General features: G+C 40.8%; 24 protein-coding genes. 21 read left to right on the forward strand and 3 right to left on the reverse strand.

Features of this window, described 5'->3' with window-relative positions:
• The first annotated feature begins 321 nt into the window (after nucleotides 1-321).
• The 18 genes from FC60_RS02140 (at nucleotide 322) to FC60_RS02225 (ending at nucleotide 19,080) form a co-directional block, all read left to right on the forward strand.
• On the forward strand, nucleotides 322-1,119 hold the full coding sequence (locus tag FC60_RS02140; protein WP_056936865.1) for a transporter substrate-binding domain-containing protein: 798 nt from the start codon (nucleotides 322-324) through the stop codon (nucleotides 1,117-1,119).
• Nucleotides 1,120-1,122: 3 nt separating this feature from the next.
• Nucleotides 1,123-1,818 carry an amino acid ABC transporter permease gene (locus FC60_RS02145; protein WP_056936866.1) on the forward strand — a complete coding sequence of 232 codons (696 nt, stop codon included), beginning with the start codon at nucleotides 1,123-1,125 and terminating at the stop codon, nucleotides 1,816-1,818.
• The gene (locus FC60_RS02150; protein WP_056936867.1) at nucleotides 1,819-2,553 is read left to right on the forward strand and encodes an amino acid ABC transporter ATP-binding protein; all 735 of its coding nucleotides are present in this window, start codon (nucleotides 1,819-1,821) and stop codon (nucleotides 2,551-2,553) included.
• 305 nt (nucleotides 2,554-2,858) lie between these two features.
• Nucleotides 2,859-3,650 carry a transporter substrate-binding domain-containing protein gene (locus tag FC60_RS02155; RefSeq protein ID WP_056936868.1) on the forward strand — a complete coding sequence of 264 codons (792 nt, stop codon included), beginning with the start codon at nucleotides 2,859-2,861 and terminating at the stop codon, nucleotides 3,648-3,650.
• A gap of 17 nt (nucleotides 3,651-3,667) precedes the next feature.
• Complete coding sequence (locus FC60_RS02160) at nucleotides 3,668-4,318, forward strand: amino acid ABC transporter permease (RefSeq protein WP_056936869.1); 651 nt, start codon at nucleotides 3,668-3,670, stop codon at nucleotides 4,316-4,318.
• Between the two features lie 13 nt (nucleotides 4,319-4,331).
• A complete protein-coding gene (locus tag FC60_RS02165; RefSeq protein ID WP_056936870.1) occupies nucleotides 4,332-5,627 on the forward strand; it encodes a lanthionine synthetase LanC family protein in 1,296 nt (431 codons plus the stop codon).
• A 1-nt stretch (nucleotide 5,628) separates the two neighbouring features.
• Complete coding sequence (locus FC60_RS02170) at nucleotides 5,629-6,672, forward strand: iron-containing alcohol dehydrogenase family protein (RefSeq protein ID WP_082601318.1); 1,044 nt, start codon at nucleotides 5,629-5,631, stop codon at nucleotides 6,670-6,672.
• 8 nt (nucleotides 6,673-6,680) lie between these two features.
• Nucleotides 6,681-7,847, forward strand: coding sequence for an aminotransferase class I/II-fold pyridoxal phosphate-dependent enzyme (locus FC60_RS02175; RefSeq protein ID WP_056936871.1), 1,167 nt, complete (start codon nucleotides 6,681-6,683; stop codon nucleotides 7,845-7,847).
• Between the two features lie 20 nt (nucleotides 7,848-7,867).
• A complete protein-coding gene (locus FC60_RS02180) occupies nucleotides 7,868-8,704 on the forward strand; it encodes a MetQ/NlpA family ABC transporter substrate-binding protein (RefSeq protein WP_082601319.1) in 837 nt (278 codons plus the stop codon).
• A 36-nt stretch (nucleotides 8,705-8,740) separates the two neighbouring features.
• Nucleotides 8,741-9,760 (forward strand): methionine ABC transporter ATP-binding protein, encoded by a 1,020-nt coding sequence (locus FC60_RS02185; RefSeq protein WP_082601328.1) that lies wholly within the window; start codon nucleotides 8,741-8,743, stop codon nucleotides 9,758-9,760.
• Nucleotides 9,757-10,434, forward strand: coding sequence for a methionine ABC transporter permease (locus tag FC60_RS02190; RefSeq protein ID WP_056936873.1), 678 nt, complete (start codon nucleotides 9,757-9,759; stop codon nucleotides 10,432-10,434). The genes FC60_RS02185 and FC60_RS02190 overlap by 4 nt, the downstream gene beginning before the upstream one ends.
• A gap of 12 nt (nucleotides 10,435-10,446) precedes the next feature.
• Complete coding sequence (locus tag FC60_RS02195) at nucleotides 10,447-11,574, forward strand: amidohydrolase (protein WP_056936874.1); 1,128 nt, start codon at nucleotides 10,447-10,449, stop codon at nucleotides 11,572-11,574.
• Between the two features lie 339 nt (nucleotides 11,575-11,913).
• Nucleotides 11,914-13,068: a trans-sulfuration enzyme family protein gene (locus tag FC60_RS02200; protein WP_056936875.1), complete on the forward strand. Its 1,155-nt coding sequence runs from the start codon at nucleotides 11,914-11,916 to the stop codon at nucleotides 13,066-13,068.
• Between the two features lie 3 nt (nucleotides 13,069-13,071).
• A complete protein-coding gene (locus FC60_RS02205; protein WP_056936876.1) occupies nucleotides 13,072-14,202 on the forward strand; it encodes a trans-sulfuration enzyme family protein in 1,131 nt (376 codons plus the stop codon).
• A gap of 374 nt (nucleotides 14,203-14,576) precedes the next feature.
• Nucleotides 14,577-15,419: a homoserine O-acetyltransferase/O-succinyltransferase family protein gene (locus tag FC60_RS02210; protein ID WP_082601320.1), complete on the forward strand. Its 843-nt coding sequence runs from the start codon at nucleotides 14,577-14,579 to the stop codon at nucleotides 15,417-15,419.
• A 140-nt stretch (nucleotides 15,420-15,559) separates the two neighbouring features.
• On the forward strand, nucleotides 15,560-16,858 hold the full coding sequence (locus FC60_RS02215) for an O-acetylhomoserine aminocarboxypropyltransferase/cysteine synthase family protein (protein WP_056936877.1): 1,299 nt from the start codon (nucleotides 15,560-15,562) through the stop codon (nucleotides 16,856-16,858).
• Between the two features lie 89 nt (nucleotides 16,859-16,947).
• Complete coding sequence (locus tag FC60_RS02220) at nucleotides 16,948-17,781, forward strand: alpha/beta fold hydrolase (RefSeq protein WP_056936878.1); 834 nt, start codon at nucleotides 16,948-16,950, stop codon at nucleotides 17,779-17,781.
• Between the two features lie 99 nt (nucleotides 17,782-17,880).
• A complete protein-coding gene (locus FC60_RS02225; protein WP_056936879.1) occupies nucleotides 17,881-19,080 on the forward strand; it encodes an MFS transporter in 1,200 nt (399 codons plus the stop codon).
• Between the two features lie 47 nt (nucleotides 19,081-19,127).
• Here the strand turns inward: FC60_RS02225 and lpdD are convergent, their stop codons facing one another.
• The 3 genes from lpdD to FC60_RS02240 are packed head-to-tail and all read right to left on the reverse strand — an operon-like array spanning nucleotide 19,128 to nucleotide 21,579.
• Nucleotides 19,128-19,544, reverse strand: coding sequence for a prenylated flavin chaperone LpdD (gene lpdD / locus FC60_RS02230; protein WP_420804646.1), 417 nt, complete (start codon nucleotides 19,542-19,544; stop codon nucleotides 19,128-19,130).
• Nucleotides 19,519-20,082 carry a UbiX family flavin prenyltransferase gene (locus tag FC60_RS02235; protein ID WP_056936880.1) on the reverse strand — a complete coding sequence of 188 codons (564 nt, stop codon included), beginning with the start codon at nucleotides 20,080-20,082 and terminating at the stop codon, nucleotides 19,519-19,521. Before FC60_RS02235 ends, lpdD begins: the two co-directional genes overlap by 26 nt.
• A 9-nt stretch (nucleotides 20,083-20,091) precedes the next feature.
• Nucleotides 20,092-21,579 (reverse strand): UbiD family decarboxylase, encoded by a 1,488-nt coding sequence (locus tag FC60_RS02240; protein WP_056936881.1) that lies wholly within the window; start codon nucleotides 21,577-21,579, stop codon nucleotides 20,092-20,094.
• Nucleotides 21,580-21,777: 198 nt separating this feature from the next.
• Between FC60_RS02240 and rpsP the strand changes: the two genes are divergently transcribed.
• The 3 genes from rpsP to trmD all read left to right on the forward strand — a co-directional run bounded on the left by rpsP (nucleotide 21,778) and on the right by trmD (nucleotide 23,462).
• On the forward strand, nucleotides 21,778-22,053 hold the full coding sequence (gene rpsP, locus FC60_RS02245) for a 30S ribosomal protein S16 (RefSeq protein WP_007122380.1): 276 nt from the start codon (nucleotides 21,778-21,780) through the stop codon (nucleotides 22,051-22,053).
• Nucleotides 22,054-22,200: 147 nt separating this feature from the next.
• Nucleotides 22,201-22,710, forward strand: a complete 510-nt coding sequence (gene rimM, locus FC60_RS02250; protein ID WP_056936882.1) for a ribosome maturation factor RimM — start codon at nucleotides 22,201-22,203, stop codon at nucleotides 22,708-22,710.
• Nucleotides 22,710-23,462, forward strand: coding sequence for a tRNA (guanosine(37)-N1)-methyltransferase TrmD (trmD, locus tag FC60_RS02255; protein WP_056936883.1), 753 nt, complete (start codon nucleotides 22,710-22,712; stop codon nucleotides 23,460-23,462). Before rimM ends, trmD begins: the two co-directional genes overlap by 1 nt.
• The last annotated feature ends 104 nt before the right edge of the window (nucleotides 23,463-23,566 follow it).

The raw sequence follows: 23,566 nt of genomic DNA on the forward strand, positions 1-23,566 counted from the left end.
AGGTTAACCTATGAAAACTTGACAGATACCATTTCAATATTTATGTTGACAGATTAGAACTGGATCGGTAAACTAGATACTGTACTTACAAATGATAAGCAAAATGAAAGGAGCTGAAAGTATGTTACAAGCGGATCTGCAAATGATGTGTATGTGTTCTTCATTGCAAGTCCGGACTGACATGGTTTCAGTTGGGAGTTTTGAGGTACATTAAGCACTCATTCTTCCTTAACCTTAAAAAGGCATCAACCATGTTGGGTGGTTGATGCCTTTTTTGCAACATGTAAGCTAATTTCAAGGTATGTTAATAGGAGGTTAACAATGAAAGTGAAATGGATTAAACGTCTATCAGTTTTAGCCGTAGCTTTAGTAGCAACAGTTACCTTAGCGGCTTGTGGTAAGAGCTCGAGCAGTAGTCAAGCCAATTTAATCACTAAGGGAACGCTAACTGTCGGCTTAGAGGGAACATATGCGCCATATTCTTATAAAGAAAACGGGAAACTAAAAGGTTTTGAAGTTGACTTAGCAAGAAACGTCGCCAAAAAAATGGGTTACAAGGTAAAATTTGTGCCAACCAAATGGGATTCACTGATTGCTGGTTTAGGTTCTAATAAATTTGATATTGTCTTTAACGATTTAGCGGAAACACCGCAACGGAAGAAAGCTTATGCCTTTTCAACCCCATACATTTATTCTAAGTCAGCCTTAATAACAAAAAAGGATTCCACAATTTCTAGTATCGATGATATTAAGGGGCAAAAGGTGGCTGCTGGAACGGGGACCGCTAATGAATCGAACGTAAAGAAGTTTGGTGGGACCGTGGTTTCATCAAGTGATTTTGCCAGTTCAATGCAATTAATTCAACAAGGTCGGGTTGTTGCCGCTTTAAACTCAAATGAAGCTTATGCCTATTACATCAAACAAAATCCGAATGCTGATCTCAAGTCAATTGAAGTGCCTACAAGTCAAATCGCCAGTCAAAAGATTGCGGCAATGATGAGCAAGAATAACAAGGGACTACAAAAGAAGGTTAATAAGGCCTTGAAGGAACTACGCCAAGATGGAACGTTGAAAAAACTTTCTGAAAAGTACTTTGGAACTGATTTAACTGAGGAGTAATTTATGTGGGAAATCATAACTAGTTCAACTCCCGATATTTTATGGGCAGGGATCAAATATACTATCCCGATTGCAGTAATTTCCTTTGCTATCGGGTTAGTGATTGCCGTTTTGACGGCGCTTGTGCGGATCTCAACACCACGTGGTAATCGGGTACTGGTCTTTTTCTGGCATCTGTTAAAGTGGATTCTAGGTTTTTACGTTTGGCTGTTTCGGTCGACGCCGTTATTGGTTCAATTATTTATTGTTTTCTTCGGGTTACCCAATGTTGGCATTCAATTTGATGCCTGGACTGCTGGGATTTTAACTTTCTCCTTGAATACGGGGGCTTATGCCTCCGAAACGGTTCGTGGAGCTATTAGTTCAATCCCCCAAAGTCAATGGGAAGCAGCTTATTCAATTGGTATGACCTATCAACAGACCTTATTTAAGATTGTCTTTCCGCAGGCTATTCGGGTCGCCTTACCACCATTGTCAAACTCCTTTATCAGTTTAGTCAAGGACACTTCTCTAGCATCGTCAATTACGATTCTAGAAATGTTTATGGTCAGTCAACAATATGCCGCAAGAAACTATCAGCCATTATTAATGTATTGTATCGTGGCCGTTATTTATGCGCTTTTCTGTACTATTTTGTCAATTCTGCAACATTACTTAGAAAAACATTTCTCTCGTTATCTAACCCAGGAGGTGGCCTAAATGATTTCTTTTCAAAATGTTGATAAGCAATTTGCTGACCACCATGCCCTAGATAATGTTAGTGTTGAATTTCCTGAACATCAGACTACGGTTTTAGTAGGGCCATCGGGAGCGGGGAAATCAACTCTCTTACGATCCATTAACCTCTTGGAACGTCCTCAAGCAGGTCTCTTAAAGATAAATGATCAAACGATTGATTTTGCTAAGCCAATTGCTAGAAACGAATTATTGAAAGCCCGCCAGCAAACTGCGATGGTTTTTCAAAGTTGGAACCTATTTCCTCATTTAACGATTTTACAAAACATCACTGAAGGGCCAATTGTCGTACATAAGCAACCTAAAAAGGAAGCTGAGGCCAATGCACGTCGGTTATTAGAACAAGTGGGCTTGGCTGATACTGCCGATCGATATCCAGATCAGCTTTCCGGGGGACAACAACAACGGATTTCAATTTGTCGTGCGCTGGCCCTTGACCCGTCTTATATCTTATTAGATGAACCGACCAGCGCCTTAGATCCCGAATTAGAGGCCCAGGTCTTGCGCGTCTTACAAGATTTGGCAAAACAAGACCAGTCGATGATTGTGGTGACCCATAATATGGAATTTGCCCGCCGGGTAGCGGATAAAATTGTCTTTGTTGAAGATGGTCGTATTGAATTTGATGGTTCAACGGATGATTTCTTTACGCACCCAACGGACCGAATTCAAGCATTTTTAGACGCAATGGAATTTTGATTAAATTAAATTTAAAATATGATTAAAATATTTTAAAAATTATGTTGACTTTTAGTGGTCATTCCAATATATTATCTATATTGAAAAATATCTAACAGAAAGGAACTGGAATTATGAAAAGTTTGAATCAAGCGATGATATGTATGTGTACTCCAGCTAAATCCGAACTGACATGGTTTCAGTTGGGCATTTTCGGGTACATTAATTAAATAATGTGCCGGATAAGCACTAAACCTTGATAAAGGCTATCAACCATGTTCGTGGTTGATAGCCTTTTTGTTTTAGGAAAAAGGAAGGTAAAGAAGATGAAGAAGTGGAAATTAGGAATTTTGGTTACTTTAACGACCCTTTTAACTGTTGTAGGGTTATTCGCTAGTCAAACGACTGTCAAAGCCGCCAGTAAGACGATTACGGTGGGAACGACAGCTCAAACATACCCCAATTCGTATCGCTCGAACGGGAAACTGACCGGATTTGACATCGCCTTAACCAAGGCAGTGGCTAAAAAGCTTGGTTATAAAGTGAAGTTTAAAGTGATTGGTGATGTTCCTGCCCTGTTGGAATCAGTTAAGTCTGGCAAGATTGATACCGTAGCCAATGCGGTAACCGTCAATGCTGAACGGAAGAAGACCTATCAATTCTCTAATACCTTTGCATATTATGCAGCGCAAGTGGCAGTTCCTAAAGACTCCAGTGTTAAATCATTAAAGGATCTAGAAGGGAAAACGGTTTCGGCCACCCTTGGTTCAAGTAATATTGCCTTATTGAAGGCCTACGATTCCAAGATTAAGATCAAAACTTATGATGATCGGAATGCGATCTTTACCGATGCTAATAATGGAACGGTCGCAGGGGTCTTAAATCAACGTCAATTCCTTCAACAAACGATTAAGAAGCAAAACTTGAATTTGCGGATTGTGAAAGGTGTAGCTGGTTGGAACAATGAAGCTTATCCATTCCAAAAGAGTAGTGAAGGGACCGCTTTGAAGAAGAAGTTTAACCAGGCCTTAAAGGAGCTTAAAGCTGACGGGACGATTAGTAAATTATCAAAGCAATACTACGGCGAAGACGTAACTAAGAAATCAGTTGATGATTAGCGAAAGGTAATGTAGGTATGAACTTAAATTATTTAGGAGAATTATTTTTACAAATTGGGCGCTATGTGCCACAAACCGTTGGCATGGCTTTAGCGGCAATGGTTATTGCAATTGCGCTCGGGGCGTTGTTAACAATCATGTATTCTTTTAAGGCTACGAATTGGTTTGTCAGATTATATCTGTTAATCTTTCGGGGCTTCCCAACCTTAGTCATTCTGTTCGTTGCATATTTTGGGATTCCAGAACTGTTGAATACGGGGTCATCAGTTTCACCATTAGCGGCGGCGATCTTCTGTTTTGCTTTAAAAGAAGCGGCCTATTTAGAAGAGATCTTTAGGTCAGGTTTGTCTTCAGTTGACGGCGGCCAGGTTGAAGCCGGCCGATCCCTGGGCTTAAGTAATCAAAAGGTCTATCGGTTCATTGTAATTCCTCAAGCCATTCGGATTATGATTCCTAACATCGGGAATACCTTTATTGGACTGCTCAAAGAAACTTCCTTAGCTTTTTCCATCGGGGTCACCGAATTATTTGGGGAAGGGAAGTTGATTGCTTCAGAGAATTTCCAATATTTTGAAGTTTATGTTGTCGTGGGAATTTGGTATGTCATTTTAATTTTGATCTATACCATCTTTCAGCAATTTCTGGAACGACGCTATAGTCAATATTAGACGGGGGTAAGAGATGGATTATCTAGCAACGGTCTTAGGTGTTGAAAAATATTTAGCAGCCCATCAAGTTGATCGCGATGAAGGCACGGTATGGGATATTTCAGAATCTTTTCATGGTGACTGGAATTATTATGACGAAATCTCTTTGTATGCTGGTAGTGCCGGGATTATTAAATTTTATTTAGGTCTTTATACCAGCTTACAAGATCCACATTACCTCCAAATTGCAGATCAAGGTGGAAAATACTTGGTATATCGCTGGCAAAATCAACGGGCTTTAAAAAAGGCTTTTAGTCCCTATGCGATCACGACTGGTTATAGCGGCATTGCTTTTATTTTAGATGAACTATTTGAATTTACTAATCAAGCCATTTATCGAAATACCGTTCAAGAAATTCTACAATCAATCATTGATGATCAAACTGATCAAGGAGCTTGGTCTGGGCAGATTGGTGTCGTCGCTGATGGGGGGACAGCTTTATTATTAGCTAAGTTGGGACCTAAATACCAACTGTCAGGTTTTCAAGCAGCATTGGCAAAATTTGGGGACTATGTCTTAAAACAACAACAACACGATCAGTTTGGTCAATACTATGTAGGGCTGGACCTTAAATTTGTGGGGGGACCGCTTGGTAAATTTAATACGGGCTTTCCATTAGGCCCGAGCGGAGTCGCCTTTGTTCTCTTAAAAATTTGGGAAATCACCGGGCAAGAAAAGTATCGGTTAGGAACGCAAGGGATTGATGACTTTTATCGAAAGAATTCGCTAGATCAAACTAAGATTGTTCTACCCCATTATTTACCTGATGATGAACATATTTGCTATGTTGGTTATTGTGGAGGTCCCACTGGAGTAGCCCGCTATTTTTACCAAGAATGGCAGCTCGAGCATGATCAGCGACATTTAGAATTGTTAAAAGCATCGATTGCTGGGCTTGATTATCTCAAAGCACCGGAAGAACGGTCGGCAGGATACTGGGAACTTGATAATTATTGTTGTTCATCGGCGGGGCTCCTTCAAATGTATATCGGAGCTTACTTAGCGACTAAGGATGATAACTATTTAGAAAAAGCTAAAGTAACGGCGAAAATTATTATCAATCGGGCTAGTGAAACGAATGGCCAGGTAAAGTGGGTGCAATCATTTGAACGCAAAAATCCTGCGATTAAAACCGCCGCTCTTGGATATTATGATGGGGCAGCAGGGATTGCCGCTTCATTATTACAGTTGCATCAATTGTTAAATCATCCCGATACATTACATATTTACCGGATGTTAGATGATCCATTTCCTGCGGAGGTGAGTTAACATGGCAAAGCGAGTCATTCGCCAAAGCCCGGGGATTTATATTAATGAACCCGGAATTTTAAAATCAATTGAGGAAATCTTGGCTGACCTTGAAATTCAATATCCAGTGATTGTGACTGACGAACTGGTAAAAAAAGTGACGGCCGACTTCCTGCCAGCTCATTTTTATGAAACATACCCACTATTTTTGTTTGCGGGCGCGAATACTTTTGCGGAAGTTTCCCGGTTAGTGGACCTAATTAGTCAGTTCCAAGTGGATGGATTAATTGCTTTAGGCGGAGGACAATTAATGGACAACGCCAAATTAGTGGCGGATCAATTAAAGGTAAAGTTAATTAATATCCAAACCGTGCCGTCTAATTGTGCTGCCTTGACCACCAAAAGTATTGTCTACAATCATGCGCATGAAATGATTGAAAGTGTCCGGATTGCCAATCCAATTGCTGCCGTGTTAATTGAACCCCGACTCTTAAAGGAGAGTCCGCGACCATATTTAAATTCAGGAATCGGGGATACCTTAGCCAAGTTTTATGAAATTCGTCGCCGATTGCCGAAGGATCGCCTATCTTTAGCTACCGAAAAAGCGGCCCGCTTCTTTTTGGATGAGTGTCGAGATGAAATCATAGCAGTCAAGGGTGTTGATCAATTAGAGTCAGAACAATTAATCAATTTTTTAGATACGGTCTTTTTATTTGCGGCGGCCGTTGATGGGTTTGCGGATTCGAATGGGCGTAGTGTCGCCGCCCATACTTTCTACAATGCATTTATGAAAGTTAAAGGAGTAACTAAATTCACGCATGGCGAAATCGTAGCACTGGGGAATTTAATTCAAGTGGAATTAGAAGCAAATCAGGGCTTAATATCGGAAATCCATTCTTATTATCCCCATTTCGGTTTACCGGAGAAATTAAGTGATTTGGCGATTAGTGACCGAGAGGCACGGGAGATTGCTATTCAAATGACGGATGTACAAAATGAGCGGATGCAATCGATTTTTCCCGCTATCTCAGCTGAACAGATTCTGGCGGTATTTGAACGTTTGTGAGGTCGATCATGAAAATAAATCAGGCAAGCAGAATTAATGGCGAAACTGATAATTTTTTATCGCGCCAACAAGAGTTAATTCGTGAATTAAAACAAGCTGGTCATGAAGTGATTTCCCTAGGACGGGGAAGTCCCGATTTACCAACTTTTCCAGATATTGTAGATGAATTTCTGCAAGATAGTAAAAAGTCATTAAATCATGGTTACCCGCCATATGGTGGAAAACAATCGTTAAAGGTCGCGATTCAAAAATTCTATCAAAGTGAATACGGAGTGGAATTATCACTAGATGAAATCACTATTTTTTCTGGATCTTTAGCAGCGATTACCGCTTTACCAATGGTCTTATTAAATCCTGGCGATTATGCTTTGATTCCTGATCCCGCCTTTTTCGGTTATCAAAACGGCGTGAAGATGGCGGGTGGACGCAGTTATCCCCTACCACTAAAAGCCGATCATCAGTATCTACCAAGCTATGATCAAATTCCTCCGGCTGTTTTAAACCAGGCTAATTTGCTCTTTTTGAATTATCCCAATAATCCGACGGGGGCAGGAGCCACGAGAGAATTCTTTGAAGAAACGGTTAGCTTTGCCAAGCAAAATCAGATTCCAGTGGTGCATGACTTTGCTTATGCCGATATCTCCTTTCATCAGTCGGCACCTAGCTTTTTAAGTGTTCCGGGGGCTAAAGACGTTGGGGTTGAATTGTATACTCTTTCGAAAACTTTTAATATGGCTGGTTGGCGAATCGCTTTCGCCGTTGGTAATCAAGAACTTATTCATTTAATTGAAGGTTTTATCCGTGTTTCTTTTGGTGGTGTCTTTGGGGCCATTCAGGATGCGGTTGAGTTTGGACTTTTAAATTCGCAAGAAGGGAGAGCTAACTTGCGAGCGGTCTACCAGGACCGACAAGCCGCAGCTGTCCAATTATTGAAAGCTCACCACATCGAAGTGCTGGATTCGGCCGGGACCTTCTTTTTATGGATCAAATTGCCGAATGATGTAGATGATGTGCAATTTGCTAATGACTTGCTGAAAGAAAAATACGTGGCTGTGGTGGCTGGTAGTACTTTTGGTGAATATGGGAAAGGTTATATTCGGGTAAGTCTGGTCGACCAGACCGAAACAATTTTGGAGACCCTTAAGCGGCTGATTTCGTTTATTGAAGAAAATTGATAATGAATGGGAGGTACAAAATGAGATTAAAAAACGTCATAAAACTTATTTCAATTTTTATTTTATCAATAGGAATTTTTGTAGGCATAAATCAGGGTAAAGTTCATGCATATAGTTCAGATACTAAAACTATTAAATTAGGAACTTCACCAGGACCATATAGTGATTTGTTTTGGAACGGGATCAGACCAATTCTAGAAAAAGATGGTTATAAAGTTGAGAAAGTAAACTTTTCAGATTTGAATCATGCAGATGAAGCATTGAAAGAAGGTTCAGTAGATCTTAATGTAGAACAACATACTGCATGGTTAAAAAATTATAATAAGCAAAACAATGCTGATTTTGTTGGGTTAACTGCTATTCCTTCGGTTCCAATGGGAATTTATGCTGGAAAGAGTACTTCATTAAAGAATATCCCTAATAAGGCCAAAGTAGCAATTCCTAACGACGCTTCTAATCGTTCGAGAGCGTATCAATTGTTAGCTCAAGAAGGCATCATTAAATTGAAGTCATCGGCTAAGAATTCTCCTACTGTAACGCAAAAAGATATAACTTCAAACCCTCACAAATTACAATTTGTAGAAATGAATTCCAGTCAAATTCCACGGTCACTTAAAGATGTTAATTACGGAATTTTGCCAGGCAGCATTAGTTATAGTTCAAAGGTTTCTACTAAGAAGCGTTTAGCAAAAGAAAAAATTCAATCACAATACTTGTTACAGGCAACAGTTAACAAAAAAGATGAAAATACCGCTTGGACTAAGGCAGTTAAGAAAGCCTATCAATCGCAAGAATTTAAGAACTATGTCAACAAGCATAATAAGCAGGGATACTGGTATGTGCCAAATTATAAATAATTTTGAATGGAGGAAGTTCCGATGGCTAAGGATCCTGTGATCGCATTAAAAGATGTTTCAGTTGAGTTCAAAAATAAAAATAAAGTAGTCCAAGCTGTTCATAACGTAACGTTGGAAGTAGATCGTGGAGATGTCTTTGGAATTGTTGGTTACTCTGGGGCTGGAAAAAGTACCCTAATTAGAACCATTAATCTTCTGCAAAAGCCAACTTCAGGCGAAGTGATTGTTAATGGTCAGCAAATAACGAAAATTTCAGCAAAGGAACTCCGCAAATCAAGAGAAAAAATTGGAATGATTTTTCAACATTTTAATTTAATGAACAGTTTAAATGTGGTCGATAATGTAATATTGTCCTTGGGACATAGCAGTTTGTCAAAAAGAGAAAAGTGCCAGCGAGCAACTGAATTATTACATTTGGTTGGTTTATCAGGAAAAGAAAAAGTTTATCCGCGTCAACTTTCAGGCGGACAAAAGCAACGGGTCGCCATCGCTCGGGCTCTTGCCAATAATCCCGAAATTTTGTTAAGTGATGAATCAACGAGTGCCTTAGATCCACAAACGACGGCTTCTATTCTGACTTTGTTAAAGCGATTAAATCGTGAACTTGGTTTAACAATAGTACTGATTACCCACCAATTAGAGGTGGCTGAAGATATTTGTAATCGGATTGCAGTAATCAACGATGGTGAACTTGTTGAACAAGCTGAAAGTTATCAGATTCTTTTAAATCCGCAACATCAGATTACCCGTGATTTATTTGAAGACACATTTTTCTCGAGTGATAATCTACTTAAGATTACTCCAACAGAGCAGATAAGATTGAAAACTTTATATCGCTTGAGTTATGACTCAAGCGAGAATGATAATAGTAGCTTGTTTGATTGGCTTCGAGATCAATTTGAAATTCGAACTAAGATTATTTATACAGATAGTGTTGCTGTTCAAAATCATGTGATTATAAAAGCAGTTGTTGAATTTTCAAAAGAACTATATCAACATATTTTAAATGAACTCGAGATACGTCACGTTAATATAAAAAAGGTGGAATTATCATGAGTTGGTTAAGTCAATACTTTCCCAATGTTGTTACTAATCAGGAACAATTTGTTAGTTCAATTTGGCAAACATTATATATGGTTTGTTTTTCAGCGATCCTAACCGGAATTATAGGTTTGTTTTTTGGAATCATTCTGTCAGCAACTGAAGAGGGGCATATATTATCTAACCAGGTGATTTATCAGATTTTAGATAAAATTGTTAATATTATGCGGTCGATCCCATTCATAATTTTGTTAGCCTTGTTAGTTCCATTTACTCGTTGGTTAATTGGTACATCAATTGGAACCACTGCGGCATTAGTCCCGTTAACATTAGGATGCGCTCCCTTTTATGCCAGACAAATCCAAAATGCTCTTTCACAAATTGATCCTGGATTGATTGAAGCAGCTAAGTCAATGGGTTTGTCCAATTTTGAGATTATCGTAAAAGTATATTTGCGTGAAGGTTTGGGTGAGATTATTCGTGTATCGATTGTAACTTTAATTAGTTTAATAGGACTCACAGCAATGGCTGGAGCAGTGGGAGCTGGTGGACTTGGTGATATTGCAATAACCCTTGGCTACAATCAATTTGAAAATGATATTACTTTGGCAGCAACACTTATTATTCTTGTAATGGTATTTATTATTCAATTTATTGGTGATTTGTTGATTCATGCTGTTGAACATTAGGAGATGAAATCGATGACGAAAATAGATGAAATAGTGGATGAATCAATTCGCGTTCGTCATTATTTACATAGGCACCCTGAATTGTCAGATCAAGAGTTCGAAACAACCAAATTTGTTACAGAAAAACTAACTGAATTTGGCTATCGAATTACGACTCCTAAGACGCTAAATACAGGTGTGATCGCTGAAATTGGTCAAGGTTCACCTGTGGTAGCCTTACGGTCAGATATCGATGCCTTACCAATTCAAGAAGATACTGGTTTAGAATACAGTTCCATAAATAATGGTGTCATGCATGCTTGTGGTCATGATTTTCATATAGCGTCACTGTTAGGAGCTGCCAAATTATTAAGTCAAAATGATATTAATGGGACTTTACGATTGATTTTCCAACCGGCTGAGGAAACTCATGTGGGGGCTGAAGAAGTGGTGGAATCTGGTGCTACGAATGGGATCGATGCCATAATCGGTTTCCATAATAAGCCGGATCTGAAAACCGGTGAAATTGGTATTTTACCAGGCGGGTTAATGGCAGCAGTCGATCAATTTAAAGTTACTTTTAATGGGATAGGGACTCATGCTGCTATGCCAGAGTTAGGAAAAGATCCAATAGTCGCCTTATCTTCTACTATCACTGCGTTACAAACAATTGTTAGTCGCAATATTTTCTCTCATTCATCTGCAGTAGTTTCAATCACTCATATTGAAGGTGGTAATACTTGGAATGTTTTACCTGAACAATCTTTCTTTGAAGGGACAGTCCGGACTTTTGACGAAAAGGTTCGTGCAGAAATTAAAGAACGATTTTACGAAGTCGTAAATTATCAATCACGTTCATTTGGATTGTCAGCTACAATTAACTGGATTACTGGACCTGATGTGGTTGATAATAACGTTAAGCTAACAAAAATAGTTGAAGATGAGACAAGCAAGTTTGCGCAAGTAGTTCATCCCACCCCATCAAGTGCTGGTGAAGATTTTGCTTATTTCTCACAAAGAATACCAAGTGTTTTTGTCTTTGTTGGTAGCGATGGTAATAGTGATTGGCATCACTCCGATTTAATTTTGAATGATGATTCATTAAAGTATGGAATTGAATGGTATTACAGGATTGGTTTACGATTATTGAATAGTTTATGAATTCCCTTGACAGCCAATAGGTGACCTACTATACTACAATCATTCTAATTAAATTTTAATATTTATGTGTTGATGAGAAGAGTAGGAATTATGGAGATCAGCAGTGACCGTCGTTAGTGAAAAGGCGGGATTAAGATGATTCTGAAGATCACCTCGGAGCAAATGGAAACTAGAATAATTATAGTTATCCCGGCAGGATCCGATACCATCCCTGGCATACCACGGTGTGCTGTTGAGGTTAGTTTGGCAACAGACTAATGAAGATGGGTGGTAACACGAGCAATCGTCCCTGGATGACTTCGGTCATTTGGGGGCGTTTTTTATTTGAAGGAGAAGAATATGACAGGTTTTAATACTCGGCTGGTCCATGTACCAGCTCCAAAAGACAATCAAACGGGTTCCGTGACGGTGCCCATTTATAAGGCAACGACTTATGAATACCCGGAAATTGGCGCGCAAGTTAAATATGACTATTCGCGATCAGGTAATCCTACTCGCCAAGCTCTAGAGGATCAAGTTGCCGATCTAGAAGGTGGCAAGCATGCCTTCGCTTTTGCTTCAGGAATGGCAGCCATTCATGCGGCTTTAGCGATCTTTAAAGAAGGCGATCACCTCATTGTTGGTGATCAAATCTATGGCGGTACTTTTCGGCTACTGAATCAGTTCTTTAATCGGTGGGGCTTATCGATTACCACCGTCGATACCCGTGATTTAGCAGCGATTGAATCCGCAATTCAGCCTAATACGAAGGGAATTTATTTTGAACCAGTAACCAATCCCTTGTTACAAGTAACTTCAGTTGAAGACGTGGCAAAGTTAGCTCAGCAACATCATTTAACTACGATTGTTGACAACACCTTTTTAAGTCCATATTTATCGCAACCATTAACACAAGGGGCAGATGTGGTGATTCAAAGTGCTACTAAATATTTATCGGGGCACTCCGATGTTAGTGCTGGAACCGTTGCTGTCAAAGATGATCAGTATGCCGAGCGGATCTACTTTGTCCAAAATGCCTTGGGCGGAATCTTATCACCTGAAGACTCAAATGAATTAGCGCGGGGGATTAAAACCTTATCTTTACGGATGGATCGTCAAATGGAAAATTTGAAAGCCATTGTCGAATTTTTAGAAAGTCAAAGTGTCGTGTCTAAAATCAATTATCCAGGTTTACCCGGATATCCAGGTTACGAAAGCCTCCGGGCTCAGGCTAAAGGGGCAGGGGGTGTCTTATCCTTTGAGTTAAATGATCAAGCTGATCCCGTGGCTTTTGTGAACCAACTTAACTACTTTAAATTAGCCGTTAGTTTAGGGTCAGTAGAGAGTTTAGTGGAATTACCAAGTCAAATGAGTCATGCCGAATTATCGCCGGATGAACAATTAGCTGCGGGGATTAAACCTGGGTTAATTCGGCTTTCAGTCGGGATTGAAGATGTCGAGGATTTAATTGCAGATTTAAAACAAGCATTATTAAGTGCACAGAGAGGGGAATAATTTATGGGTAGTCAGTGTAAAAAGTCAGTAGAAACTATTGCTGCGCAAGCTGGAAATCATCGGGATGCAAATGGGTCGGTTTCAGCACCTTTATATTTTTCATCTAACTATCGTCATCCATCATTAGAGCAAGCAATTAATTTTGATGAGCAAAAGGAATACACTTATGCCCGCTTAGCGACTCCAACACGGCGCGTGCTCGAAGAAACCTTAGTAGAATTAGAAAGTGGTCAGCGCGCCTTTGCCTTAAGTTCTGGGATGGCAGCAGTTCAGTTAGCCTTAAGTATTTTAAAGACTGGTGATGAGTTAATTTCTTTAGATGATTTATATGGTGGTGATTTCCGCTATTTCCGGTATTTGGAAAGTCATATAGGAGTTAAGTTCAAACAATGGGATGGGGAAAAATTAGCCGATCTAGTGGATTTATTAAGTCCAGCGACTCGAGTAGTGTGGTTAGAGACACCCTCCAATCCCACGATGAAGAAGCTCGATCTGGAAGCTTTGTCTGCAGTTGTTCATGAATATAATTCATCCATTTTGGTCATGGTGGATAATACTTTTTACACGCCAATTTATCAACAGCCATTGACCTTGGGTGCGGACGTCGTTGTTCATTCAGCCACCAAATATCTTTCGGGACATAATGACCTCTTAGGTGGTGTCGTTGTAGTGAATGATGAACAATTGGCTAACGAATACTATGAATACTATATTACCACTGGTGATACCATGGCGACTTTTGATGCCTGGTTGCTCTTACGTAGTTTGAAAACTTTACCAATTCGAATGGAACGTCACACGGAAAGTGCTTTAAAGATTAAGGAATTTTTGGAATCGCGTTCAGAAGTTACCAAGGTTCTTTATCCAGGAAAAGCGGGGATGATTTCATTCTATTTATCAACCCCCGAATTAACGCGGCAGGTATTAGATAATGTCAAACTCATTTCCTTTGCAGAAAGTTTAGGGGGCGCCGAGAGTCTCATTACGATCCCGTTATATCAAACACATGCCGACGTTGAAGAAGCCCAACGTGAGAAGTTAGGGATTACACCGACTCTTTTACGCTTATCAGTTGGTCTCGAAAATCCGGATGACTTAATTGCCGATTTAGCCCAATCATTAGACAAAAATTAAATAAAAATGATAAAAGTTGTTGACATCTCATATTAGAGGACTATAGTGGTTTCAACTTATTAATATGAATGACGTTGACGAGAAGAGTAGGTAGTTGATTCTAGTTCCAGAGAGCTTCGTTTGGTGAAAGAAGACGATGAATCATTACTGAAGATGAGCTCCGAGTCGCTGAATCTTGGTCGCAAGGCTGATGATTCCGGCAGGATCCGATACCATCCCTAGCATACTTCGGTGTGCTGATGAGGTTAACTTGGTAACAAGTTAATGAAGATGGGTGGTAACACGAGTGATCGTCCCTGGATAGGCAACTATTTAGGGACGATTTTTTATTAACAGAAATTCAAATAAGTAAAATTTTCAAGGAGGTTATTAACATGACAGTATATAGTTTAAACGGGTATACCAAGGATATTGATCAAAGTATTTCAGGAGCGTTTCGAATTGCGATTTTAAACTTGATGCCAACTAAAGAAACGACTGAAAATCAATATCGTCGTGTTTTAGCCGCTTTGGAAACGGATGTTGAATTAACGTTCTTTTATCCGACATCTCATCACTTCAAGAGTAATCAAGCAGCGACGATTAAAGAATGCTATGCCACGTGGCAAGAGATTGCGGATCAACATTTTGACGGCTTAATTATCACTGGAGCGCCAGTTGAAACCGTTGATTTTGAAGAAGTTGATTACTGGGATGAATTTTGTCAGATTATTGATTGGTCGCGCGATCACTGCACCAAAGTCTTGTGTCTTTGTTGGGCAGCCCAAGCCGGTATGTATTATGAGGCGGATTTACCCAAATACCCAACGGATCAAAAATTGTTTGGCCTTTATCCCGTCACGGTTTTCCATGAGAGCGAACTGTTTGATGGGATCGACGTTGATCGTTTGAAGATTCCCTTTTCTCGTCACACTACTAACCGGATCATGAATATCGAGCGTACCAACCTTGTCTTGATTGCGGCAAATGAAGTGGTTGGCCCGCAAATTGTCGAAAGCGCTGATCACCACTTCACATACATCACGGGGCATCCCGAATACGATCGTTTGACCTTGTACCAGGAGTATCATCGTGATAGTGAAGCTGGAAAGAGCATTGAATTACCGGCTAATTATTTTAAAGGGACGCCGGAACCAGATAATGTCCAGGATTCTTGGCACCAGGATGCTTTAAAGCTATACAAAAATGTTTTTAAAAGTTGCTTTGCCTTAGTTTAGGTTAGTCGAGGAGGATACTAATGAAACATTATCAGAATTGGGGATATGTCAGTGTCCTCCTTGATCTGGATGATGATGTCATGTGGAGCTAAGTCTTAATTAAAAGTCGTTACAAATTCATGATCTAAAAGGAGATTACCATGTCAGTTTACGATTTAGATACTAATGGATTATCATTTGAAACCTTACAAGTGCACGCGGGACAACATCCAGATGCTGAAACTGGATCGCGGGCAGTTCCAATTTACCAAACGACGGCCTATGTTTTTAAAGACGCTGAACAAGCTGCCGGTCGGTTTGCCTTGACGGATGCGGGAAATATATACTCACGGCTAACCAACCCGACGACGGAAGTCTTTGAAAAGCGGGTGGCGGCCTTAGAAAACGGGACCGGGGGAGTAGCCCTTGGTTCGGGTGCTGCGGCAGTCACAGCAGCGATTCAAAATGTAGCCGGTCAAGGTGATGAGATTGTTTCCGCATCGACGATTTATGGCGGAACTTATAATTTATTTGCAGCGACCTTGCCTCAATTTGGGATTACGACTCATTTTGTTGATCCTGATGACCCAGCTAATTTTGAAAAGGCAATTAATGATCATACCAAGGTAGTTTATTTGGAAACAATTGGTAATCCAAACGCAAACTTGATTGATATTCCAGCAGTCGCTGAAATCGCCCACAAGCACGGGATCTTGCTGATTGTTGATAACACTTTTGGAACTCCTTACTTAATCCGTCCTCTAGAGTTAGGGGCTGACATCGTCGTTCATTCAGCTACTAAATTTATTGGTGGTCATGGAACTTCCATGGGTGGGGTTGTCGTAGAAGGTGATAAATTCGACTACGAAGCATCAGGACGTTACCCTGGCTTTACGACCCCTGATCAACATTACAATGGTTTAGTTTGGAAAGATCTTGGTGGGGCCGCCTTTACGACGAAACTACGGGCACAAATTCTGCGGGATACCGGGGCAGCTTTAAGTCCGTTCAACTCCTTCTTGTTATTACAAGGGTTAGAAAGTTTGTCGCTACGAATTGAACGGCATGTCGAAAACGCTCAAAAGGTAGCGGATTACTTAAACAATCATCCGAAGGTCGCTTGGATTAACTATCCGAGTTTGGCTGGAAACAAGTATAAGCCATTAGCTGATAAATTCTTCCCGAAGGGGGTTGGGTCAATCTTTACGATTGGATTAACTGGTGGTGCCGAGGCGGCTGTCAAATTTATTGATAATTTGAAACTCTTCTCCTTATTAGCTAACGTTGGAGATGCTAAGTCCTTAGTAGTGCACCCAGCTTCAACCACCCATGCTCAATTAAGCGAAGAAGAATTGTTATCTGCTGGCATTACGCCAGACCTCATTCGTTTGTCGATTGGAATTGAAAATGTGGATGACTTAATTGCTGATTTGGATCAATCCTTGGCCCAACTAGACTAATAATTGGTTGCTAAATTCATTTCTTAATTTCTAATGTAGTGATCAGGTGAAATCACCTGGTCGCTTTTGTGTTCACTCGGGAGGATCAAATGGGATTTTACGATCAAAGGACGAACCAAGTTTTAATTGACGCTTTAGGTATTAAAATTCATACTGTTGCTAATTTAGCCGATTATCCGCAAGCCAATGTCATTATTGTTCATGGATTGGGAGAACATCTGGAAAAGTATGACCAATTAACAAGTTTTTTGCTCGCTAACCACTGTAATGTTTTTCGTTACGATCAACCTGGTCACGGCCAATCAGAAGGCGAACGGGGGTATTTACAATCGGCTAGTGATTTGGAAACAACCTTGGCAACAATAGTTGAACAGGTAAAGAGTGAATTTTACTATTTCCCAACTTTTTTGATCGGGCATAGTATGGGTGGCTTTACCATCTTGCGCTATCTCACTAAAACAACGGGTCAGATTGCGGGGGCCGTTGTTGTAGATCCTTTTTCGGTTTATCAGATCCCAACTTTAGGGAAATTACCTCTGAATCTTGATCCGCATCAGGTCATTCCTGATCAGACTAGTGGCGGTCAAGGCGTGAATGCTGACTCTCGGGTTGAACAGCGGGCGGCGCAGGATCCAGCTAATTTAGCCAATTTAAAAGTCGGGATTATGAATGCCTTGGGGAACGGGGCAGTAGAATTAAAAGATAATTTAAATCAGATTACTGATCCGATCTTGTTTTTACATGGTCAAGCAGACGGGGTGGTTGACTATCACGACACCTTAACGGTTTACGATCAAATTAGTTCGGAAGATAAGGAATTACATTTATATCCATATATTATGCATTCCCTATTGGTTGACCCGAGTCGGCAAACTGAAATCTATCAAGAAATTTTGCGTTGGCTTGAACGCCATCATTATTAGGGTGAACTTGACCTGCTTAAATAGGTATGTTCTAATATCCATATTAACTTTGTATGGTTTATCACAAACAAATGAATCAATATTTAAGGAGAACTTGATATGGATCAAACGACAATCACGGTTGGGCAACGTCGACGATTATCGCTCAGTTTATATCTGAATTATGTTGTTCATGGCTTTGGCTTGTTAATATTAGCGCAAAATATGGCAAATTTAGCTTCGTCGTGGGGAGTAACCATTAAGATGGTCTCCTTTATTATTTCCGGAGTTGGGATTGGCCGCCTGCTTGCTTATTTGATCACCGGATATTGGGCGGATCGACTCAGTCGTAAGCTGTTTGTTTATCTTGGGATGACCTGTTACTTTATTTTTGCGATCGGCATGGTGATGTCACCGAGCATTCCAGTTGCCTACGGGTTAGCAATTTTGGCAGGGATTGCCAATTCCGCTCTTGATGCTGGTACCTATACGACCTTTGTTGAAATGAACAATGGTAATGGGCAATTCAATGTTTTATTGCGGGCCGTGGTTTCGGTGGGGGAATTTATTTTGCCGCTTCTGGTTTCCTTTTTCTCCCGTGATGGGCGCTGGTACGGTTGGACATTTTTGATTATGGCGGGCTTATTGGCGATAAATGCAGTTTTATTAATGCCGATTAGATTCCCCAAACGACCAGAAGTAACATCGAGTTTGAAGCAGGATAGCCAGGAGAGAAAAAACAATCCTGGACGTTTAATCGCTAGTGGCGCCTTCGTTATTTATGGCTATGTTTCAATGGCGCTGATGATTTGGTTTACGCAATGGGTTACCCTTTTTGGTGAAAACAGTCAGTACTATACTGCCAGTCAAAGTCATTGGTTACTTTCCTTATATAGTATTGGGTCCATTTTGGGAGTACTAACTTTATTTATCCTATTAGGACGAAATGTTGGTGAAGCGAAGATTATCATTGCGATGAATTTAATCGCTAACGGATCTTTGATAATGCTTGTGCTTTCTCATCAGTTAGTGGTGGCGGAAATTACTAGTTTTATCTTTGGCTTCAGTGCTGCTAGTGGCGTTATGCAAACTGGTTTAACCTTATTTATGAAACTCTATCCGCAACATCGGGGAATGGTAACCGGCGTCTTTTATTTCTTCGGGGCGATCGCTTCATTCACCGTTCCCATTATTACCGGGATTTTATCGGATATCAGCATTCAAATGGCCTTTGCTGGCGATATTGTTATCGGAATAGTGGCCGTTTTAATGGCAATTATTATTGCCTTGGCAACAAGGAACATTAAATTTGTGAGTTAAAAAGAGGCTGGAAAGAACGTGATGATGTTTCTTTCCAGCCTCAACTATTAATGATATTCCGGTTTCTTAATTTCGAGAGGGAGTTCTTGCAGCCATGCCTTAATTTGTTGACCTAAATTTTGGGCCATTGGAAAAGTGGCTTGAATCTGTGCTTTTGTAATCCTATTAACGTGAACTCCTGAAGTAATGACACAGTTACCGGGTAAGACTGGTCGAATGATATTTAAAAGTTCTTCCGCCAGGACTTGATCCTTATGTTTCCGGTTATCATGACTAGTAAATTGGGTTGTCGTAATCGTTCTAGTTGCCTGATCAAAAGCAGTAATGGTACCGATGTGCGGGGTGTCACCCCCGGTTAAGACGATGAGGAGGTCACCATTAATGATTTTCAGTTCAGCTTGCATCTGAAGACCAGATTTTTGAATCGTGAAATTCACTTTAATCTCCTTCCCAGCGTCGACCAACTTCTTGCTTAATTCCTAAAGCATCCATCAGGCGCATGGAGTGCTGATCGAGGAGTTCTTGAATAGTAGTTGGTCGCTGATAAAATGCCGGCATAGGAGGAATGATCTGGACACCAAGGTGAGCAAGTTTACTTAAATTGTCGAGGTGAATAGCACTGAGCGGAGTTTCTCGTGGGACAATAATTAATTGTCGTTGCTCTTTAATTGTCACATCAGCCGCTCTGGTAATTAAGTCATCAGTATAACCGATGGCAAGGGCGGCAACAGTTTTCATGGTTGCCGGGACGATGATCATAGCATCAAACAGATTGGACCCACTGGCAATTGTGGCACCCAAATCCCGATTCTTAAAGAGGTGGTCAGCAAGGCCTTCTACTTCACTAATTGCATAATCTGTCTCTAATTCGATATTCTTCTTCCCCCAGGCTGACATAACTAGGTAGGTTTCAACTTCTGGGAGCGCATGGAGCTTTTTTAAAAGATCAATCCCGTAAATCACGCCGGAAGCACCGGTAATGCCAACAATAATCTTTTTCATATTCTCACCTTATTCCAAGTATTTCTGCCAATCCTTAACTTCTTTAAAAGGTGCCCGCTTAAAGGTCTCCCGCATATCAAATGGAATTGTTCCGTCGATAATCGTCTTGGAACTCATCCCTCTAAACCGAATGGATTTAGGGTCATATTCGGGCCGTTCTGATGTATCCAGTGGATGGTTGCGCATCCCAGGGATCACGACAACATCTTGGTCACCTTGGAAACGGGTGTTCATTGTCCAGACGACATCATTCATATCAAAAATATCCACGTCTTCGTCCACCAACCAGACCGTCTTAAGTTCCTTGAAGGAAGCGAAGGCGAGTAGGGCGGCTTGACGTTGAATCCCTTCATCGGCTTCATTGTCCTTATGAATTTGCATAATGGTCATCAACTTTCCACCCCCAGCTGGCGGATTGTAAACATTCGTAACCTTACCCGGGATAGCTTTATCGACCAGATCTAGAATTGATGCTTCAGTAGGGATCCCGGCCATTGAAACGTGTTCTTCACTGGGACCAATCATTGTTTGCATGATTGGGTGGTCTTGGCGGTGAGTAACTGCTTTAACCTTAACTACATTAACAGCAGGATTGGCGTCACCATTATAGCCGGGAAATTCGGGCATGGCATAACCCGTGTGGGTATTGATGTCTTCTTGCATGCTGGCATGAGGAAGAATTTCTGCTTCAATCACATATTCAGCCCGGGCAATCGCTTGTTCCTTGACTGTAACAGCATCAACTAATTGGACTGGTTCTTGACGAATGGAACCGGCAATGTCTAATTCATCGTAACCTAGGGGAGTTGTTGGCGGTTCAAAAGTACAGCCGATGGTAATTGCTGGGTCGAGGCCAATATTAATGGTGATCGGCATTGGCTGATCTAAGTCTTCATATTGTTTGAGGAAATGACCAATATGCCGACCACCCGGCATGATGTACATCCCGATGGTGTCTTTATCTTCTAAGACCATTCGGTGGATGGTAACGTCGGTCATAGTTTGATCAGGACTGGAACCTTTTACCACGCCGACCGTGATGTAGGGACCAGCATCAAATTCCGTATTAGTGGCAGCAGGAATGATTTTACGAATATCAAAATCTGGATCCGTTGCCCGGTGAACGACTTCTTGGGCCGGTGCTTGGTCATGATCAACCTTAATTGGATGTACTGGGGTATTGACGGAGTCTTTTAAAAAGCGTCCTAGGGTTTGGTAATCATGATGGAAAATTTGTCCAACTCGCTTTCGGCTGGCCATGAGACCAATTAAAACCCGGGCGTCGCTAAAGCCTTTAATATTATTAAACATCATTGTTGGCCCTTCTTGGGTGGGGCGTTGAACGGTACCACCAGCTCCAATGTATCGGTATACTCCCGATAATTCCGCCATAGGATCAACCGGTTCGTTGGTTTCGTGATATTGGCCTGGTTGGTCTTGTAATTCTTTCAGGACTTTACGTAAATCATAGGGATCGTTTGGTAAATTAGTAGTCATCTTAAGAACCTCCGTTTGAATTTAATTAAAGCAAGAATTGGCTAAACTTGCTATTTATCTATCTTGCATTATAATTTATTTTTCACGGGGATTCGAAATTTTTGGAAAATTTGTACTGTCAAGAAAAAAACCTTTACATCAAATTGAAAACTTGTTATAGTATTACATGTTGAAAAAAGAAAAAGGAGGTGTCATGCCATGTCAGTTAAAATTCGTTTAAAGCGGATGGGTTCCAAGAAGCGTCCATTCTACCGGATCGTTGTTGCCGATTCTCGCGCACCACGTGATGGTCGTTTCATCGAATCATTAGGTACTTACAACCCATTAACTACTCCAAAGCAAGTTAACTTTGATGAAGAAGCAGTGATGGATTGGTTACAAAAGGGTGCCCAACCTTCAGATACTGTTCGTAACATGCTTCAAAAGGCTGGTGTTATGAAGAAGTTCCACGAAGCTAAGTATTCAAAGAACTAATGAATATTCACTAAGCGTGAGTATTCATGAGGAAACCTCTATTATATGAAATAGTAGGAATCTGATGCAGCTGCACTTATGCTTGGCTTAAATCATTAGTAACTCCCACAGGTTTGTGGGAGTTTTTGTCTATTATAGGAGAAAAGGATGACCTTATATAAAGTTGGTAAAATAGTTAATACTCATGGTATCCGGGGCGAAGTAAAGGTAATTACTACAACGGATTTTGTCGACGAACGCTTTCAAGTTGGTAATCAATTATGGATCGAACAAGCTGGGCAAGCACCAATTGCAGTCACTATTAAGCAAGCTCGTCCACACAAGGGAACCATGTTGGTGAAATTTGCTGAATTTGATAATATCAACGAAGTAGAGCATTTTCGGAATGCCCAACTCAGTGTGACGGAGGCGGATCAAGCCGAACTTGAAGAGGGCCAGTATTATTATCGTCAAATCATTGGCTTAAAGGTGCAGACCATCGATGGTCGTTCATTAGGGACAATTAAAGAAATCTTGGCTCCCGGAGCAAATGATGTCTGGGTGGTGCAACGAGAAGGCCAATCCGACCTGTTATTACCAGTTATTGATGATGTGATTAAAAAAGTTGACCTAGATGCGAAACAAGTGACGGTTGAATTATTGGAGGGCTTAGAATAATGCGAATTGATATTTTAAGCCTCTTTCCCAATATGTTTGCGGCACCACTAGGTGAATCAATTGTGGGGCGGGCTCAAGAAGACGGACTCGTTGACCTTCACGTAACGGATTTTCGTCAATTTACCACTGATAAACATCGTCACGTTGATGATGCGCCCTTTGGTGGCGGCGCAGGGATGTTATTGCAAGCCCAACCGATTTTTGATGCCATGGATCACATCAAAAAAGAAATCGATGGTCAATTACCTAGAGGACGAGTGATTTTAATGGATCCAGCAGGGCGCAAGTTTGACCAAGACTATGCCCAGGAGTTAGCGGAAGAGGACCATCTGACCTTTATTTGTGGTCATTATGAGGGCTATGATGAACGGATCCGTCAGCTGGTAACGGATGAAGCTTCGCTGGGTGATTATGTTTTAACTGGTGGAGAATTAGCGGCCATGGTCATGATTGATGCAACAGTTCGGTTCGTGCCGGGGGTTTTGGGCAACCAGGAATCACCAACGGGCGATTCTTTTTCTAATGGTCTGTTGGAGTATCCGCAATATACGAGACCGGCGGATTTTCGGGGAATGCAAGTTCCAGAAGTTTTGACGAGTGGGAATCATCAAAAAATTGCAGAATGGCGAATGCGTGAATCCTTACGTCGGACCTTATTGCGCCGACCTGATTTATTAGAAAAAGCCCATTTAAGTCCCGAACAAGCAATTATGCTACAAGACTTAAAGTTAGAATATGAGGATCTCGACTAGGGAATAGTTGACGATCCTTTTTCTTTTGGTAAATAATTTGACACGGAGTCAAATTGGCGTATAATGACATTAATTTGACACGGAGTCATATTAAAGGAGGTGGC

The organism is Limosilactobacillus gastricus DSM 16045 (genome assembly GCF_001434365.1).
GTDB classification, from domain to species: Bacteria; Bacillota; Bacilli; order Lactobacillales; family Lactobacillaceae; genus Limosilactobacillus; species Limosilactobacillus gastricus.